General features: G+C 45.3%; 16 protein-coding genes. 5 read left to right on the forward strand and 11 right to left on the reverse strand.

Annotation, left to right across the window (positions count from 1 at the left end; genetic code table 11):
- Positions 1-122: 122 nt before the first annotated feature.
- From SporoP33_RS08970 to SporoP33_RS08995, 6 genes are read right to left on the reverse strand one after another with little or no spacing between them, the layout of a single operon-like run.
- Positions 123-1,613, reverse strand: coding sequence for an aldehyde dehydrogenase family protein (locus SporoP33_RS08970; protein WP_081243396.1), 1,491 nt, complete (start codon positions 1,611-1,613; stop codon positions 123-125).
- The gene (gene dapA, locus SporoP33_RS08975; RefSeq protein WP_081243397.1) at positions 1,594-2,523 is read right to left on the reverse strand and encodes a 4-hydroxy-tetrahydrodipicolinate synthase; all 930 of its coding nucleotides are present in this window, start codon (positions 2,521-2,523) and stop codon (positions 1,594-1,596) included. Before dapA ends, SporoP33_RS08970 begins: the two co-directional genes overlap by 20 nt.
- A gap of 23 nt (positions 2,524-2,546) precedes the next feature.
- The gene (gene nhaC, locus SporoP33_RS08980) at positions 2,547-4,001 is read right to left on the reverse strand and encodes a Na+/H+ antiporter NhaC (RefSeq protein ID WP_081243398.1); all 1,455 of its coding nucleotides are present in this window, start codon (positions 3,999-4,001) and stop codon (positions 2,547-2,549) included.
- Positions 4,002-4,035: 34 nt separating this feature from the next.
- Positions 4,036-4,941 carry a proline racemase family protein gene (locus SporoP33_RS08985; RefSeq protein WP_081243399.1) on the reverse strand — a complete coding sequence of 302 codons (906 nt, stop codon included), beginning with the start codon at positions 4,939-4,941 and terminating at the stop codon, positions 4,036-4,038.
- A gap of 15 nt (positions 4,942-4,956) precedes the next feature.
- A complete protein-coding gene (locus SporoP33_RS08990) occupies positions 4,957-5,976 on the reverse strand; it encodes a proline racemase family protein (protein ID WP_081243400.1) in 1,020 nt (339 codons plus the stop codon).
- Positions 5,976-7,109, reverse strand: a complete 1,134-nt coding sequence (locus tag SporoP33_RS08995; protein ID WP_369821974.1) for an NAD(P)/FAD-dependent oxidoreductase — start codon at positions 7,107-7,109, stop codon at positions 5,976-5,978. Before SporoP33_RS08995 ends, SporoP33_RS08990 begins: the two co-directional genes overlap by 1 nt.
- Before the next feature lie 297 nt (positions 7,110-7,406).
- Between SporoP33_RS08995 and SporoP33_RS09000 the strand changes: the two genes are divergently transcribed.
- The 4 genes from SporoP33_RS09000 (at position 7,407) to SporoP33_RS09015 (ending at position 11,009) form a co-directional block, all read left to right on the forward strand.
- Entirely contained in the window at positions 7,407-9,128 is a 1,722-nt protein-coding gene (locus SporoP33_RS09000) for a sigma-54 interaction domain-containing protein (RefSeq protein WP_081243401.1), read from the forward strand.
- Between the two features lie 66 nt (positions 9,129-9,194).
- Positions 9,195-9,464 carry a (2Fe-2S)-binding protein gene (locus SporoP33_RS09005; protein WP_081243402.1) on the forward strand — a complete coding sequence of 90 codons (270 nt, stop codon included), beginning with the start codon at positions 9,195-9,197 and terminating at the stop codon, positions 9,462-9,464.
- Positions 9,461-9,802 carry a (2Fe-2S)-binding protein gene (locus SporoP33_RS09010; protein ID WP_081243403.1) on the forward strand — a complete coding sequence of 114 codons (342 nt, stop codon included), beginning with the start codon at positions 9,461-9,463 and terminating at the stop codon, positions 9,800-9,802. Before SporoP33_RS09005 ends, SporoP33_RS09010 begins: the two co-directional genes overlap by 4 nt.
- Positions 9,792-11,009, forward strand: a complete 1,218-nt coding sequence (locus SporoP33_RS09015; protein ID WP_081243404.1) for an NAD(P)/FAD-dependent oxidoreductase — start codon at positions 9,792-9,794, stop codon at positions 11,007-11,009. The genes SporoP33_RS09010 and SporoP33_RS09015 overlap by 11 nt, the downstream gene beginning before the upstream one ends.
- Before the next feature lie 128 nt (positions 11,010-11,137).
- On the opposite strand, the gene SporoP33_RS09020 is transcribed toward SporoP33_RS09015, so the two are convergent.
- Entirely contained in the window at positions 11,138-12,649 is a 1,512-nt protein-coding gene (locus SporoP33_RS09020) for a malate:quinone oxidoreductase (RefSeq protein WP_081243405.1), read from the reverse strand.
- Between the two features lie 317 nt (positions 12,650-12,966).
- The gene (locus tag SporoP33_RS09025; RefSeq protein WP_081244813.1) at positions 12,967-14,157 is read right to left on the reverse strand and encodes a DUF4317 domain-containing protein; all 1,191 of its coding nucleotides are present in this window, start codon (positions 14,155-14,157) and stop codon (positions 12,967-12,969) included.
- Between the two features lie 160 nt (positions 14,158-14,317).
- Between SporoP33_RS09025 and SporoP33_RS09030 the strand changes: the two genes are divergently transcribed.
- Positions 14,318-14,740, forward strand: a complete 423-nt coding sequence (locus tag SporoP33_RS09030; RefSeq protein WP_081243406.1) for an organic hydroperoxide resistance protein — start codon at positions 14,318-14,320, stop codon at positions 14,738-14,740.
- A 68-nt stretch (positions 14,741-14,808) separates the two neighbouring features.
- Here SporoP33_RS09030 and SporoP33_RS09035 read toward each other — a convergent pair whose 3' ends face one another.
- From SporoP33_RS09035 to srtB, 3 genes are all read right to left on the reverse strand, one after another.
- Positions 14,809-15,555, reverse strand: a complete 747-nt coding sequence (locus SporoP33_RS09035) for an alpha/beta hydrolase (protein ID WP_081243407.1) — start codon at positions 15,553-15,555, stop codon at positions 14,809-14,811.
- A 19-nt stretch (positions 15,556-15,574) separates the two neighbouring features.
- The gene (locus SporoP33_RS09040) at positions 15,575-16,195 is read right to left on the reverse strand and encodes an NUDIX hydrolase (RefSeq protein ID WP_081243408.1); all 621 of its coding nucleotides are present in this window, start codon (positions 16,193-16,195) and stop codon (positions 15,575-15,577) included.
- Between the two features lie 108 nt (positions 16,196-16,303).
- On the reverse strand, positions 16,304-17,074 hold the full coding sequence (gene srtB / locus SporoP33_RS09045; RefSeq protein ID WP_081243409.1) for a class B sortase: 771 nt from the start codon (positions 17,072-17,074) through the stop codon (positions 16,304-16,306).
- Positions 17,075-17,084 lie beyond the last annotated feature (10 nt).

Here is a 17,084-nt window from a genome sequence, read left to right on the forward strand (position 1 = left end):
CCCTTCTGCGCTGTTTCTTATAGTATATACCAACAAACGGCATACTTATGAAAACAAATTATGCAACACAAAAAAGAACCCGTCCGGAAGATCGTGCTGATCTTCCGGACAGGTTCTGCATGTTATTGCTTCATATTTACAAATACACTTTTTACTTCTGTGTAGTTCGCCAAGCCGTATTCTCCGCCCATTTCGCGGCCAATACCGGATTGCTTATAACCGCCGAACGGCATAGTTTCCCACTCAAGGCCAAAGTCGTTGATCCAGACAGTACCGGACTGTAACTTGCTTGCGATATAATGCGCTTTTTTGACATTTTCTGTCCATACGCTCGCAGCCAATCCATACTCGCTGTCGTTAGCGCGCTGAATTGCTTCTTCTACTGTATCGAAGACGAATAGAGACAAGACAGGGCCGAAAATTTCTTCTCGCGCAATTGTCATATCATCTTCCACATCCGCAAATACTGTCGGCTGTACAAAGAATCCTTTGTCATGCCCTTTTTCACCGCCAGCTACAAGACGCGCACCTTCTTCTTTACCTTTTGCAATATAATCCAATACCGTTTTCTGCTGCTTCGCAGATACAAGCGGGCCCATCTCCGTTGATGGATCCATTCCCGGTCCGATTTTTAGCGCTTTCGCCTTATCAGCTAATGCTTCGACAAACTGATCGTACAGGCTTCGGTGGATATACGCACGTGTACACGCACTGCAGTTTTGTCCATGGTTATACATAGTTCCTGCAAATACGCCTTCAATTGCTTCTTCTACGTCGGCATCTTCCAATACGATGGACGGTGATTTCCCGCCAAGCTCCAGTGTTATTCCTTTCATCTGATCCGCTGCAGATTTCATGACTTGCTTGCCTACTGCAGTAGATCCTGTGAATGCCACCTTGTCTACTTTTTCGTGTGTGATCAAAGCATTGCCCGCGACGCTTCCGGCACCCGGCAATACGTTAACAACGCCGTCAGGGAAGCCGGCTTCTTTGAACAGGCGCGCTGCATACAGCAATGACAGCGGCGTTTCACTTGCCGGTTTAATGACTACTGTACAGCCAACCGCAAGTGCAGACCCAAGTTTCCATGCAGCCATCGCAAGCGGGAAGTTCCAAGGGATTACCTGGCCTACCACTCCTACCGGCTCATGCACGATATAGTTGAGGTAATCAGGTGACACTTGAACCGTTTGTCCAGTAATCTTCGTTGCCCATCCTGCATAGTAACGGAAGTGCTGTACTGTGCCGTCCACATCATCAGCCAGAGCCACTTCGTAAGGCTTACCGTTGTCCAATGCTTCAAGCTGCGCCAGTTCTTCGCGGTTCTCGTCAAGCAGGTCCGCAAATTTATAGATCAAGTGAGAACGTGTCGCCGCATCCATCTTCGTCCATTCACCTTCATCGAATGCTTTACGGGCAGCTTCCACTGCAGCGTCGACATCTTCAGGCTGCGCTTCGCTGACGGTTGCGATGACCTCTTCTGTTGCCGGATCAACTACGTTAAACGTTTTCCCGCTTTTCGCTTCTACATACTCGCCATTGATATAGAGACCTTTTGTATCTTGCAGAAATTCCTGCACTTTAGGTTTTAGATTATAATTTAACTTCAGCATCAGATGCTACCTCCAATTTTGTTTTCAGTACACCGAGTCCATCCATCAATTCTTTTAGTTTCTGATCCTCTTCTTCGGTCAAAGGCAGACGCGGCAGACGGCAAGGTCCTCCTGCACAGCCCTTAAGCTCCATTGCGCGTTTTGCGATCTGTACATATTTTCCTGAACCTTCCAAGAACTCGCACAGAGGCAATAGTTCATCGTACAGCTTCCACGCTTCTTCCATATTTCCTTCTTGCAACGCATTATACAATTTCATAACATGGCCTGGCACGATGTTTCCTGAAACGGAAATCCACCCTGTTGCGCCGACCAGGAATGATTCAATCGCCAAGTCCTCTGAACCGCAGAATACTTTCAGGAACCCTTCCCCCTGACGTGCGATGTCACGTGCTTTACCGATTCCGCCGCTGGATTCTTTAATATGCGTAATGTTTTCCACATCACGTCCTACGCGCAGAATCGTTTCTGTGCTAATGTCTACACCTGACGTGAATGGGTTGTTGTAGATCATAACCGGGATTTTTACAGATTCAGCGACTGCTTTGAAATGCTCGTAGATTTCATCTTCTTTTGGATGAGCATAATAAGAGTTAATCAATAATGCAGTATGTGCACCTGCTTTTTCTGCCTGCTGTGTGTATTCAATAGCATCCGCAGTTGTTTCAGCTGCTGTACCGACGATCAATGGAACGCGGCCGTTAATTTGTTCTACTGCTACTTCTACAGCCTTGAAACGCTCTTCTTTTGTTAAGCTGACGAATTCGCCAGTACTTCCGTTGATTGCAATCCCATTGACGTTCTCTCCGATAAAGTGCTCAATATTATTACGGAAACCATCCCAATCAATCTCTGTCTGATTTAACATCGGTGTTACCAATACTGGAAAGATACCTTTTACTTCTGTCATTTTAAATTCCTCCAATTACTGTTTTAGTTAGTTACATTACTTACGTCACTTACCTTACTTACGTTACTTACGCTGTTTGCTTCGTTTTCAAGCTTTTGCGTGTGCTCGCCAGGCTGGGTCCGCCAGATAAATTTGCCTGTAAACCCGTAAATAAGCGAGATGATGATGACTAAAAAGTTAAACCATAAGAATGGCAAATAACTCATTGTGGATACTCCAAGTGCAGCCGCCATAAATACGCCGCCGTCAGACCAGGGAACCATAGCCGTAGTGATGGTTCCGCCTGCTTCGGAGTTTCTCGACAGCACCCGGCGGTCGATATTCAATTTATCGTAGTTGTCGCCGGTAATTTTAGTAGCTGTAATCAATGAAACATACGCGCCGCCGAATGCGTTGCCGAGAAGTCCGGCTAACATCGTTGTTACCGTTGCCTTGCCAGGGTTATTTGCCCATTTGCCAAGGTAATTCCCTACTGCACGCAATACACCGATTCGCTCCATCAGACCGCCTACACCTAGAGCAAAAATAATCAGTGCGATGACATCCAGCATAAACACAATTCCGCCGCGATTTAATAAATTATCAATAAACGGAACGCCCGATTCAATCGTATTACCCGCATACATAATATTGAATGCTTCGAGGAACGTCGCGCCCTGGAATAGAAACGCCCAGATTGTTCCTAAAAATGCACCAAACAAAATAACGGGAATGGAAGGCATTTTTAATACCAGCAACAAAATTACTATCGCTGCCGGAATCAGCATATACCAGCTAATATTGAAATACTTTTCCAGTGAATCCATGGTGTTCAATGCAGCCGATAAATCCCCGCTTCCTTTGTAGAAGAATCCTACAATTAAGAACAAGACAGCCGATAGCAGCCACGCCGGCAGTGCGACCGTAAACATCGACTTAATATGGTCGATGAGATCAACCTTTGACAGCGACGCGGTCATAACTGTTGTATCTGAAAGCGGCGACATTTTATCCCCTACATAACAGCCTGAGATAACGGCGCCTGCAACGAGCGGCAGCGGGAATCCGAAACTTGCGCCAATCGCCATCATGGCAATACCGGCAGTACCTGCAGATCCAAATGATGTACCAGTTGCAATCGAAGTTACCGTACAAATAATAAAAGCAGCCATTAAGAAAATACTCGGGTTAATGACAGATAATCCGTAATAGATAATGGAAGGAACGATACCGCCCGCAATCCACGTGCCTATCAATGCGCCGACTGATGTCAGAACGATGACAGCTTCCAGACCATCATTTACACCATTTAATAAACCGTCTTGCATTTGCTTATAGCTGTAGCCAATCTTCAATCCTAATCCTATGATCAGAAACCAAGTCGTCAATAGCGCCAGATGAATGGAAATGTCGAAGACGACGATAAACGTCACCATAATTGCTCCAAATCCGATTAACACAAACAATACTTCGGCCAAGCTGGGTAATCTCTTCTCCATTTTAAAACCCCCTGTGGTTTTACTAGATTCAGTTTTAGGCTAGGACAAATCCTTTTGGTAATGGATCTTCAGGATCAAGTATAAATTCATGAGAACCTGTTACGTAAGGCACGCCCTCCACCGAGAATATTCCTTTCTTGCCTGGCACAGAATGAATCGTGATCTTGCTGCCGAAAATGCTTTCATTAGATAATGACTCTGCGGACTGTTCCTCACCTACTGCCAGTGCAATTGAACTTTCAATGCCCGGTGAACGTAAGATATAACCATCCTTCTCAAATGTGACTGACCGATAGGATGCGTCTGCTATCCGCTCTTTTAGGATGATGCCATCGAAAGCTATCTGTTGTGATTTCAGCGCGTTTGCTTGTGCTGCTCCCCACTCCATAATCTCTGACAGCTGTGACAATTGCAGTGACGTAATCGATTCAGGCAACGAATGCACGTAGAATCTGTGACCGCTCGGCAGCTCCACACAAGAAGCGTCCGATTCACTCTCCGCCGTCTGCCCTTCAGCCACTTCTATCGTCACAGCGGTTACTTCCTGTTTCCTTGCCGCTGCTTTTACTTGCCATACGCCATGAATGGTTTCAACAGTATATTGTCCGTTATCCCTCGGCTGCAAATGCCCTATTTCGAGCAATGCTGCTGTAGCGGCAAGCAAGGCCTCGTATTTAAAGTCAATTGCTGCCTGATGATGAAGAAACAATAATTGATAATCCGCTGCTGCTGAAGCACCTACGATACACCCGTTCATTCCACGATGTCCGCGGGGTTCATTCAACAATAAATTCTTTTCTGCTTCAAAATGACTTTCTACCTTCTGTTGATTACTCTGTACATCCAGGCCTTCAAAATAAAAAGGCGAATGCACAATTATGCGATAAGCTTCTCCAAACACTTGCGTGTCCATTGTGCGAAACATCTTTTGCAGAATCATTCAGTTTTCCCACCTTCAATGATCCATTGGCGGAATGAGAAGATACCCTTCCCGCAAAGGATCTTTTTCGTTGTAGTAAAAGCGGTGCATTCCCATAATCCATGCAGAACCGGTTACTTCAGGAATGACTCCGGCAACGCCGCCTACCGTTGTTTCTTCTACAATGCGTGCTGTAAACAGCGTCCCGACAATGCTTTCGTAAACAAACCGTTCATCAACTTTCAGCTCATTTTTACTGTGCAGTGCTGCGAGCTTCGCAGAAGTCCCTGTGCCGCACGGTGAACGGTCAATGCCGCCGGGCGGTACAATCACTGTGTTTTTCAGATCTGCGTCAGGATGAGTGGGATCGGTGTAGAATTCGATATGGGTCAATCCATTAATAAAAGGAAATTCCGGATGAACAATTTCCTGTGTTGCATTAATTGCGTTCCGTATCTTAATTCCTTTACTGATGAGCGCTGCACCATTATCTTCCGTAAGCTGAAGGTCCAGTGTCCGGGCATCAATAATGCCGTAGAAGTTACCGCCGTAAGCGATTTCACAAACGACATGACCCACATCTTCCACATCCAGCTCCACAGTCTTCAATAAGAAGGAAGGGACATTGACGAATGTCACTTCTTTCGCCACGCCGTCTTCCACTTTTACGGTAACATCCACTAAACCGGCCGGCGTATCTACTTTGATCATTGTATAAGGCTCTTTGACTTCCACCATTCCCGTTTCAATCAGCGCGGTGCAAAAACCGATCGTATCATGCCCGCACATCGGCAAGTAGCCTCCTGTTTCAATATAAATCACACCGACATCCGCGTCTGGGTGACAAGGATCCGTCATGATAGCTCCTGACATAACACCGTGTCCCCGCGGTTCATTCATAAGAAACTTCCGTATCCAGTCATACTCTTTCTGCATATAAAGCATTTTTTCAGACATCGTATTGCCGTGTAATGGCGGCATGCCGCTCAGCAGCGTACGTGTCGGATTTCCGCCGGTATGTGTATCCAGCGTAGTAAACACTCGTTGATATCTCATCACTGGAACACCCCCTGCCTGAAGCGCTCAAGACGAAGCGGCTCAATCGGGATACAGGTTTCTTTATCATTCAGCATTTCTTCTATTAATTTCCCCGTGACTGCGGCTAAGCTGATTCCGTCACCTTCATGTCCCGCCGCAATGTAATAACCAGGAATATGCTCTACTCGGGAAATAATCGGCAAATGATCTTCTGTCCAAGGACGTAAGCCAGCATATGTACGAATGACGGTCATGTCAGCCATCTGCGGATAGAAGCGCAATGCACGCTTAGCGATTTGACGAATCACTTTATAATCTACTTTTGTATTGAAACCGACAAATTCGCGGCTGCTGCCGATTAAGAAATTCTGCGCTTCCGTCGGTTCAAAGACGAGTGCCACACCATACTTTTCGGTCATCGGATCTACAGAACGTTCGCCGCCAAACTTCGAGATCAAGTAACCGAACTCCATGACTTTTCGTAATCCGACAGGCTGTTGTCTCGATGCAACAATTAATTGCCCTTTTCGAGGCACAATCGGTATATCCAAATCCAGCATCTGTCCAATCAGCGGCGCCCAGACGCCAGCTGCGTTCACTACACGTTTAGCAGTAAATTGCCCTTTAGTCGTCTCCAATAAAAACTCACCTGAAGCATTCCGTGACATACTTGTTACTTCTGTATTTTTATGAATGACCGCTCCTTGTTTTTCAGCACTGTGAAACATGGAAAATGTCATCATATATGGGTTAACGGTAGAATCCGTCTTACATTCCAATCCGCCGTATAAATCATCTGCAAAGTATTTCGATTCGTTTCGCAGATCCTGACGGTCCAGCATCTTAAAGCTCAGGCCTGCTTCCACCTGCTTGGATACCCATTGATTTGCGGCTTCCATCTCGGCATCATTCTCACAAACTAAAATACTTCCCGGATTACGGTATTCAAATGAAAGCTCAAGATCTTTATCTAATTGATGAACCAGTTCTTGGCTTTTTAAAGACATTTGACTGTCAAAACCCGGATCTTTATCGATTGCCAGTATATTTCCGTCACATTTTGAGGAAGTTCCACTTGCCAGTTCATTCTTTTCAAGCACTGTAATTTCCAAGCCTGCTTTGGAACCGTAGTACGCAATGGCAGCTCCCATAATTCCCCCGCCGATCACTACGATATCGCTGTGTTGTATACCTTCCACAGAAACCCTCCTCTCGATTGCCTATTCACTTTTATATAATGCAAGAACCGTGCCAACTTTTTAATTCAACAGTTATGTGACAATTTATAATCTGTGAAACCCTTAGTCTTTGGGAGCGCTTACTGTTGACAGAATGTTCCCCAACTATTTTATTGTCAGAAATTAATTCGCTGAAACTATTGAATTTCCAAATGAGAAGTGTAAAGTAATATATACACTGTATAAAATACTGACATCGGAGTGACTAAAATGTTGAAATATGTTCACCACTTCATCAAGGATATTATGAAAAAAGACTTTCTTATCCTTGATGAAAATACAAATGAAGAAATTATTAAAGCGCATATGGCAAGTTCACCGTCTGCGCAGCTGTTTATTCGGCACTCACAGCATTACCGGCATATACGCTTGCGCAATGGCGGTCTGTTTTACGAAAACGCACCGATTCTTTCTATAGATATACCAGCCAGTGAAATGTCCAAAAAATTTGCCTGCGCAGATTTACTGTTATGCCGTGACCCCCGCGGTGAAATTACAGGGTATATCGAAGCGGAACGTTTTATTGATAAGTTAATAGAAGAGCATGAAAAAACGCTCGCTTATTTACAGACAGTCCTTCATACGATCGATGAATCATGCACCGTCATTGACCAGGATGCCAATGTATTATATTGGACAAAAGGTGCGGAATCATTATTCTCCCTTAAAGAAGAAGATGTAATCGGCAAGCCTATAACTGACTTCTTTGATACGAAGCATCTGGAGATTCTGCATACGCTGAAGGACGGCTCATCTGTGCGTCACTCCCAGCACCATGCCCGCAGAGACCTTGTGGTACTGATCAACTCCAATCCTATTTATCACAGGAATCGTATCATCGGCGCTGTCGTATCAGAGACTGATATAACGAGTCAGATCCGAATGAATGACGAGCTGTACGCCACTTCCGAAAAGCTGTTCCTGCTCGAGGAAGAAGTGCGAAAAAGTGCAGCCAGCCACAATCCGTTTGATTATATAAAAGGGAATAGCGATAAGCTGAAACAGACAATGGAGATTACTAAAAAAGCAGCTTCAACGGATGCCAGCATCTTACTGCACGGAGAAAGCGGCGTCGGAAAGGAACTGTTCGCCAAGGCGATCCATAATCTGAGAGAGCCGCAGAACGCGCCATTCGTCGCCATTAACTGCGGAGCAATTCCTGAAAGTTTGTTTGAAAGTGAAATATTTGGCTATGAAAAAGGGGCATTTTCTGGTGCTGACCAGCGGGGGAAAAAAGGAAAGATTGAGTTGGCCAGAGGCGGCACACTTCTATTGGACGAGGTGGGAGAAATGCCGCTTGATATGCAGGTGAAGTTCCTGCGGGTTCTTCAAGAACGAAAATACTATTCAGTCGGCGGCACGAAAGAGATTGAGGCAGATTTCCGCATTGTTGCCGCTACAAACCGGGACTTGCGGGAGCTCGTGCGAGAAGGAACTTTCAGAGAAGATTTATATTACCGTCTGAACGTTGTCAACGTGAATATTCCTGCTCTGCGTGAACGGGCGGGAGATATCATCGAGCTGACACATTACTTCCTTTATGAGTTTTCTGTTAAGTATAACCGGCAGATAAACAGTATTTCACAAGCCGTTATGCAGGCACTTCTGCAGCACAGCTGGCCCGGCAATATACGGGAACTCCGCAATACGATTGAGCGGCTTGTCGTATTTTCCGATAACGGCGTCGTCAATGTCCAGGACCTGCCTCCCGAAATCATGGACCACACTCACCCGCTGCCTGTAAACAGTACGTCAAAAACTGTGCAGACAGAAAGTGCACCGTTCGCGGAACAGGTAAAGGATTTTGAACGCAAGCTGATTGTTCAGGAGCTGGAAAAGGCAAACGGCAATAAACTGCAGTGCGCAAAAAACCTGGAAATTACCCGTGCCACCCTCTACAATAAAATGCACAAATTGGACATACCTTTCTAAAACGTGTTTCATTGGCATGATTCTTGCATATTAGTTAAGCAGTAAACTAGCAAGGAGTGAACATACATGTCCGATCAAGATCTAATTATATGCAGATGCGAGGAAGTCACTTACTCCGATTTAAAAGAAACCGCAGAGAAATTTCAATGCACGCCGAGGGAACTGAAATTACGCACGCGTGCAGGCATGGGATATTGCGGGGGCAGAACATGCCGCAACGCCGTAGACAGCATTGCGCTTGAAAGCACGGAACGGGACGAATCACAAATCACATTAAAATATCAGCCGCCAATCAGGCCTGTAAGTTTTGGCAAGTTAGGGGAGGTAATCGAATGAGTCAGCGAATCACAAATCATCCGGTACTCGGAACGCTGGATGAAACACAAACCGTCACATTCACGTTCAATGATATTGAATACCATGCGCTTCAAGACGAATCGATTGCCGCCGCCCTGCTGGCCAACGGAATCAGAACGCTTCGCCATCACGAAGAAAGCGGTTCCCCGAGAGGGATTTACTGCAATATCGGCCATTGCTTTGAGTGCCGGGTAACCGTAGACGGCGTACCGGGCGAAAGGGCCTGTCTGACGCCTGTCACGCAAGGAATGAACGTTGTCAGCGGCGGGAAACTCCGGACTGACGTGCGTGATTGGAGGGCCAATCATGGAAAATAAAACAATTATCATCGGGGCAGGGCCGGCCGGATTAACTGCAGCCATTACGATCGCATCACGCGGCCATAGTGTATTGGTCATCGATGAATACATGAAACCGGGCGGGCGGTTACTCGGTCAATTATACGAAGAGCCAAACGGCAACTGGTGGAATGGCATCGCGGAATCGGACAGCTTGCATCGGCAGGCAAAGGAACTCGGTGTCGATATTAAACTCCACACGCCTGTCTCTAATATTGAAGTAATGGACGGCATCTGGCATGTCCATACGGATGAAGAAATTTATGAAACTGCGCATTTGCTGCTGGCTACCGGTGCTGCAGAAAGTCCTCTCCCGATTAAAGGGTGGACGCTTCCTGGCGTCATGTCTGTCGGTGCTGCACAAGTTATGACGAATGTTCACCGGGTCAAACCGGGAAACCGCGGCGTCATCATCGGCGTAAATGTCTTGTCATCAGCGATTGCCATGGAATTGAAAATGGCGGATATCGACATTGCCTGCATTACACTGCCTGTTTCTAATACAGTCAATGAAAAATTCGGACAGCCATTGGAAGTAATGAACTCCCTTTTGCACGTTTCACATATGGCGCCTTCTGCATTTATCAAGATGGGAAGCAAGCTGATGAAAAACGATTTCTTCAAGCAACTCGGGATCACTTTCTTCCCTAAGAATGGCGTGAAAATGTGGGATATCCCCATCATGCTGCGAAAAGCAGTCACAGAAATTATTGGCGACGGACAAGTAGAGGGAGTGAAAATCTCTACGATTAATGCCGCTGGTGAAATTGTGCCCGGCACGGAAGAAATCATCGCCGCAGATTTCGTCTGCATCGCCGGCGGACTGTATCCTCTGGCGGAACTTGCAGCAGTTGCCGGATGTCCTTTCTATCACATTGAAGAGCTTGGCGGATATGTTCCGTTGCATAACGAGCGCATGGAATCCACAGTTGCCGGGCTATATGTAGCGGGCAACATCACCGGGATCGAAGGTGCCAAAGTCGCAATGAGCCAAGGCAAAACAGCCGGCCTGTCTATTGCCAACAGTCTGGAGAACGGCACACTTGAAAATGAACTGATCACTTCCATGAAAGATACAGAGCATACAAGAAAGAACGCCTATATTCAATTTCACCCGGACATTGAACAAGGCAAAAATAAACTTAAGAAGTACTGGGATGAGCACTGTGCTGTAGCTGTGAAATAAGCGCTACAGCTGAAAAACTCTACCGCGAAATATGACGCAGTAGAGTTTTTTATATTGCTAATTTATGGCGCAGGAAAAAAGCTCTGCCGCAAATTCTTCACGGCAGAGCTTTTCACTATTTCGGCGTATTAACTATGAACTGCTTCTGTCTCCAGCTCATTTTCTGTTAACTTTAAGATTTTTGAAGTAGACTCGTGCATTTCCTTCAAAAGCTCAGGATGTTCTGCCAGCTTTTTGCCGTATGAAGGAATCATTTCTTTCAGCTTCGGCTCCCAGTCGCTTACTTGCTGAGGGAAGCACTTGTTGATCAGGTCAATCATAACTGCTACCGCAGTGGACGCTCCCGGGGAAGCTCCAAGCAACGCAGCGATGCTGCCGTCTTTATCTGTTACCAGTTCAGTACCGAATTGAAGTGTACCTTTGCTGTTTGGCGTATCTTTAATGACTTGTACACGCTGACCTGCTGTCCATAACTCCCAGTCTTCGCTCTTCGCGTCAGGAATGAAATCACGCAGTTCATTGATGCGCTGCTCTTTTGTTTGCACCACTTGTTCCACCAAGTATTTCGTCAACGACATATTCTTTGCACCACATGCAAGCATCGTTGTTAGGTTATTTGGTTTTACAGAACCGATTAGGTCAAACATAGAGCCTTCTTTCAAAAACTTCGGTGTGAAGCCTGCAAATGGCCCAAACAACAAGGACTTTTCGCTGTCGATATAGCGGGTATCCAAGTGCGGAACAGACATTGGCGGCGCACCGACTTTAGCTTTTCCGTATACTTTCGCGTGATGCTGTGCAATCACTTCCGGGTTTTTACAGATCATAAATACACCACTGATTGGGAAGCCGCCAATATGCTTACTTTCAGGGATTCCTGTTTTCTGCAGCAATGGAAGACTTCCGCCCCCGCCGCCGATGAAAACAAATTTAGACTTATGATATTCCAGTTTACCGTCTTTATTGTTCTTTATTTTTAACTCCCACTCGCCATCGCTTGTACGCTTGATGTCTTCTACTTGGTGGCTGTAATTTACTTCAACGTCCGCTTTTTGCATATGTTCGATCAGTACGCGTGTTAAATTACCGAAGTTCACATCTGTGCCTGAGTCGATTTTTGTCGCAGCGATTGCTTCATTGACATTACGGTCCTTCATAATTAAAGGAATCCATTCTTTCAGTTTTTCCGGGTCATCGGAAAATTCCATCCCCTGGAATAACGGATTTGCTGTCATTGCTTCAAAGCGCTTCTTCAAATACGTTACATTTTCTTCGCCTTGCACAAGACTCATGTGAGGCAGCGGCATGATGAATTGTTCAGGGTCTTTGATTAATCCCTTTTCTACTAAATGGGACCAGAACTGGACAGACAGCTGGAACTGCTCATTTACTCTGACAGCTTTTGCGATATCAATAGAGCCATCTGGCTTTTCAGAGGTATAGTTCAGCTCACACAAAGCTGCGTGGCCTGTTCCCGCGTTGTTCAGCTCATGCGAACTCTCTTCCCCGGCTTTATCCAACTTTTCAAACAAGGAAATTTTCCAGTCCGGCGCTAGTTCTTTAAGCATTGTACCAAGCGTCGCACTCATAATACCTGCACCTATTAAAATAACGTCTGATTTGGTTTGTCTATTACTCATTTTGACCTTCCTTATATATGAAATTTACAGAAATGTAAATGTTCCTGAATAAGGCGTCACAGCATACATGGCGCGCACTAGGAGCACTTAATTCTGTCTCAGTTGACCATACATTTACTACATCTTTTATAGTATACATCAAACATAACCAGGTTTAAAGGGACTTGTTTATTTGTAAGGGATCTGGCAGTTAAATGTCGGAATTTTGTTACATGTAGCCAAATTTGCAGGAAGAAGTGATTTTTTAGTTCCTTCTCGGCTGATCTGTTTATGTTTTCACCGTACTTTTGCAGCATATAAATGTTCTTGCTAATTGCTTACGTCAGCAAGTCTTCAGGGATTACTTTAAACCCTTCAATAATTGTGTCTTCCTCGACTTCAATCAGAATGCATTGTTTGCCGTCATAATTCACTTGTTTGACGTACTTCAAGTCTTGCGGACTGATTGAAATATTCGCGACTTTTGTTTCAATTTTTATGGATTTCGATGTGTAGCTGGGTACGATGTGGCTTGCTTTCATTTCATAGCCTGTGTCGTCCACTATAGTCTGAAAAGCATTTTCAACGGCTTCCGCATTTACGTAATCGACACCGCTCATTTTCAGCACACGCTCTACCTGCTGCGCGTCGATGACTGGCGGCTCTTCCGGTTCTTTCTCTTCCTCATCCACTTCAGTTAACCGATAAACTGCTTCATACACATTGCCGAGAGTTTCTGTATCCACTTCGCCGCCAACTACTTGTTTGACGATTTCTTCAAATACAGCCTTATCATCTGCCGCAGTCACTACTTCTTCTCCATTCAGCACATTTTCAATGAACTGGTAATCGGGTTTATTCGCTTTTCCCGCAGCGTAGAGTACATGGTTCACGTCAGCCGCATTGTCTGTGAAGCACGGAAATAAAAAGCCGCCAATTGGCGAGGCAAGATTGATAATGGGGTCCAGCATCGTATTCGATTTAAATTCCCGCTCCTGAAAATCAAAGATGATGGAGCGCTTCGGCAAATCTGTATGATTCATGCTGCATAAAATAAATGGCGTCGTAAATACTTCATCACGTGCGTCAATTTCTGTTTCTTCGCTGTTGCGTTTGGTCTTTTTAAAATAGTGGCCCCGAATAAACGTGACGACAAGATCTTTTTCGTATTGAACATCCTTGACCATTTTCAGCGCAAGGTGCTGCATTTCATCTTTCCATTCATCCGCTTCTTCCGCTTGCAATCCTTCATACAGTAATTTCTGCGCGTGATCGTTCTGATCTTCTTCCTGACGTTCAAACTTCACTTCAAACAGTTTCATGCCCAGCTTGCCGCCCAGCACTTTTTTGAAGTTCGTCATAAACAGCTCCTGCTGCTCCCGGTCAAGCAAAGCAAAAGCCTGACTTTCTTCATGATAAATCTCACTGCTTTCCTGCCGGATATAGACATGATAAATATCAGTAATCGTTAAAAGATCTGTATCCAATTTAAAGCGTTTGCGAATATCTGCAATATCCTTTTTATTCATTCTCTCTTCCCACTCCCAGCTGATTAAATTCATCTGTCCACCGCATAGGTGAGACTTTTACATATTCAAAAAAATAAATAGGCACGATACACATAATTGGCGGAAAACCGGGTATACCATGGAGTGAGACTTAAAAGTTCAGACAAGGAGCAGTGATATCATGTCAGAAAAATTATTTACATCCACAGCAACCGCCAATGGGGGCCGAGAAGGTCATGTTGTATCTTCCGACCAGGTGATCGATTTAGATACGGCAATGCCCGGAACAAAAAGAGCAAAAGAATTAGCAAACTCCACTAATCCAGAGCAATTATTTGCCGCTGGCTATGCCGCATGTTTTGACGGTGCACTTCAACTCGTTGCCGGCAAAGAACGCATTAAATTCACGTCAGAAGTGACGGCGAATGTCAGCCTGTGCAAAGATGAATCTGACGGCGGCTTTAAAATTGAAGTCGAATTACAAGTCAAAGGGACAGATATCGAAAAGGCGCAACTAGAGGAACTTGTCGAAAAAGCCCATCAAGTCTGCCCGTATTCCAAGGCAACCAGAGGCAACGTCGATGTGACGTTAACTGTATTATAAGTAATCACTGACTCTTCAACCGTATACTGCAGACAGCCATTTGGCTGTCTGCAGTTTTTTGCATTCTTTTATTGTAAGCCATCCAGTAATTCGACAATAGCATCGGACGTTTGCTCAGTCTGCTCTTTGTTCGGGACAGACGCTTTACCGTCTCCTTTTTGCGGACCATAATCACCAAATCCCGCATGATTGCCGCCCTCTATTTCGATGAACTTTGCATCAGCCGGCATCACAGCCTTGGCGGCTTGTATAGTTTCGATATCCGCCACGCGGTCATTACTGCCCCAGATCGACAGCACCTGCACCGGTGCTACACTCAAATCCACCGTGTCTTGCGGATAAGAAGCCAATAAAACGAGACCTTTGATTTTTTCATGTCTTGACGCATAATCGGAAGCCATTACACCTCCCAATGAATGTCCACCTATTACCCACGCATCGATTTCAGGGTGATTGCGGATTACCTTGTCAGCCCGGTCAGGTGAGAAAATAGCCAGCCTGAACGGCAAATGGGGAATAATTACTTTGTATCCCTGCTTGGCAATTTCTTTGGCCATTGGTGCATAGGCTGCAGCGTCCACTTTCGCTCCCTGATAGAAAATGAACCCGATATTCTCTGCATTTGAAACCGGTTCAAACACCAGCTCTTTCTGATCTTTCACAGTCACGCCCGAATCGGACTGCAGACTCTCCTGTGCATAGGTCTGCGCTTTGTAATAAGAACTGACAAAAACAAAAAAACCGACTGCAAGGATCACCAATAAAAAGGCCGAACTAACGAGCAGTTTATACTTCCATGACTTCTTTTTTTTCATAGGACATCCTCATTCCATTTTACCTCTTTGTAATCTCAATAAAATGTTTCAGCAATCTGGCCGTTAATCCCCAAACGGTATACGTTTTATATTCGTAAAACCATTCTTCCAAGTAATGTTTTCTGAATTGATACCGCTCTCCATTCATGATCTTTTCAAATGGAAAGTTCTCCTGCGGGGTTGTTTCGATCGAAACCAGATGCATGTACGGTTCATGTTCAAGCAGCCATTTCAAAGGGATCGTGAATACTTCCTCTACTTCATCTTTATTGTAGCTCCGGATAATTTCGTGATAATCAATAACTGCAACAAACGGATAGACCACAAATGACGGGGACGCGATATACGGGCTCAGCTCCCCGACTACTTGCACTGTCTTTGGTTCAATCCCGAGCTCCTCCTGTGTCTCCCGCAGCGCAGCTTCCATTGGTGAAGCATCCGTCACATCAATTTTTCCGCCCGGAAAGCTGACATCTCCCGGCTGTTTCCTCATCGTCAGCGAACGCACCTCAAACAGCACATGCCACTCCCCTTCCGCTTCAACCAGCGGAATAATTACAGCAGAACGAAACGCGGTCTCTTCTCCAATGAATAACGATTTATGTTCATACAATTTATCCTGCAGTTGCTCTAAATCCATGACGTCCCCCACCCCATCATTTTATATCTATCGTAACATTACACAGCTAATCATTAAAGAATTTGAAAGGGAGTCACCCCGCGTGAGCAACTCCCTTTTCTTATAGGCCTATGATTGCCGCTTCACAAGTTTTCCCTGCACGACATACCGTTTGTCTTTACTGTTCAATGAATTATTACAAGTGGACAACGTCACTATACGGTCATCGGACCCTACTTCGACAGGCATTTCAATCAGTGAGCGGGATTCCACTTCATCCAGATAATTTGTAAATTCTTCTTCCGTCTGAAAATCTGTTTCGATGTAATAGAAATCAATCGTCGTTTCGTATGCCGCAAACACTTCAATATCATAGCCGTCATACAGCGTGTCCACATAAATAACGGGGTGTTCATCCGCGTAATCTTGATTCCCGAACTTCTTCAAACTGCCAAACATCGTGTCGTTTTTCATCGCATGACCATATAGCACCGTATTGCGGCTCATATCAGTAATATCATTGCGGTAATCCATAAAGACACTGCCTGCGCGGCTGTTTTCGCGGGTGAAATTCCGGTTTAAATAGAAGTCATTGTCTTCTGCCTGCAATATGGGATTATGCAGCTTAGTGCCTTCTACTGAAATCCAGCCTACGATATCTGAGTTCACGGTGTGCAATTCTTCAAACTGAGGACGCATCGTCTCGTCCGGCAACACGGCTTCTTCTGCAGCACTCATTTGCGCTGTGCTTTCGAGAGCCGTCTCGTAGAGCTGCTGCGTTTCCTTCAAAGAACTGGCTGCCTCTACGTACGTGTATAAATACTGGACGAGCAAGTAGCCCGAGCAGAGGAAGGTTGCCAGATAAATGACAGGCATCAGTTTCGACAGTCTTTTTTTCATCAGCCGACCT

This window comes from Sporosarcina sp. P33 (assembly GCF_002077155.1).
In the GTDB taxonomy this organism is placed as follows: domain Bacteria; phylum Bacillota; class Bacilli; order Bacillales_A; family Planococcaceae; genus Sporosarcina.

Bases quoted from the DNA above. Each gene is read 5' to 3' on its own strand.
- SporoP33_RS08970 (WP_081243396.1), bottom strand. From the start codon at position 1,613: ATGCTGAAGTTAAATTATAATCTAAAACCTAAAGTGCAGGAATTTCTG.
- dapA (WP_081243397.1), bottom strand. From the start codon at position 2,523: ATGACAGAAGTAAAAGGTATCTTTCCAGTATTGGTAACACCGATGTTA.
- nhaC (WP_081243398.1), bottom strand. From the start codon at position 4,001: ATGGAGAAGAGATTACCCAGCTTGGCCGAAGTATTGTTTGTGTTAATC.
- SporoP33_RS08985 (WP_081243399.1), bottom strand. From the start codon at position 4,941: ATGATTCTGCAAAAGATGTTTCGCACAATGGACACGCAAGTGTTTGGA.
- SporoP33_RS08990 (WP_081243400.1), bottom strand. From the start codon at position 5,976: ATGAGATATCAACGAGTGTTTACTACGCTGGATACACATACCGGCGGA.
- SporoP33_RS08995 (WP_369821974.1), bottom strand. From the start codon at position 7,109: ATGGGAGCTGCCATTGCGTACTACGGTTCCAAAGCAGGCTTGGAAATT.
- SporoP33_RS09000 (WP_081243401.1), top strand. From the start codon at position 7,407: ATGTTGAAATATGTTCACCACTTCATCAAGGATATTATGAAAAAAGAC.
- SporoP33_RS09005 (WP_081243402.1), top strand. From the start codon at position 9,195: ATGTCCGATCAAGATCTAATTATATGCAGATGCGAGGAAGTCACTTAC.
- SporoP33_RS09010 (WP_081243403.1), top strand. From the start codon at position 9,461: ATGAGTCAGCGAATCACAAATCATCCGGTACTCGGAACGCTGGATGAA.
- SporoP33_RS09015 (WP_081243404.1), top strand. From the start codon at position 9,792: ATGGAAAATAAAACAATTATCATCGGGGCAGGGCCGGCCGGATTAACT.
- SporoP33_RS09020 (WP_081243405.1), bottom strand. From the start codon at position 12,649: ATGAGTAATAGACAAACCAAATCAGACGTTATTTTAATAGGTGCAGGT.
- SporoP33_RS09025 (WP_081244813.1), bottom strand. From the start codon at position 14,157: ATGAATAAAAAGGATATTGCAGATATTCGCAAACGCTTTAAATTGGAT.
- SporoP33_RS09030 (WP_081243406.1), top strand. From the start codon at position 14,318: ATGTCAGAAAAATTATTTACATCCACAGCAACCGCCAATGGGGGCCGA.
- SporoP33_RS09035 (WP_081243407.1), bottom strand. From the start codon at position 15,555: ATGAAAAAAAAGAAGTCATGGAAGTATAAACTGCTCGTTAGTTCGGCC.
- SporoP33_RS09040 (WP_081243408.1), bottom strand. From the start codon at position 16,195: ATGGATTTAGAGCAACTGCAGGATAAATTGTATGAACATAAATCGTTA.
- srtB (WP_081243409.1), bottom strand. From the start codon at position 17,074: ATGAAAAAAAGACTGTCGAAACTGATGCCTGTCATTTATCTGGCAACC.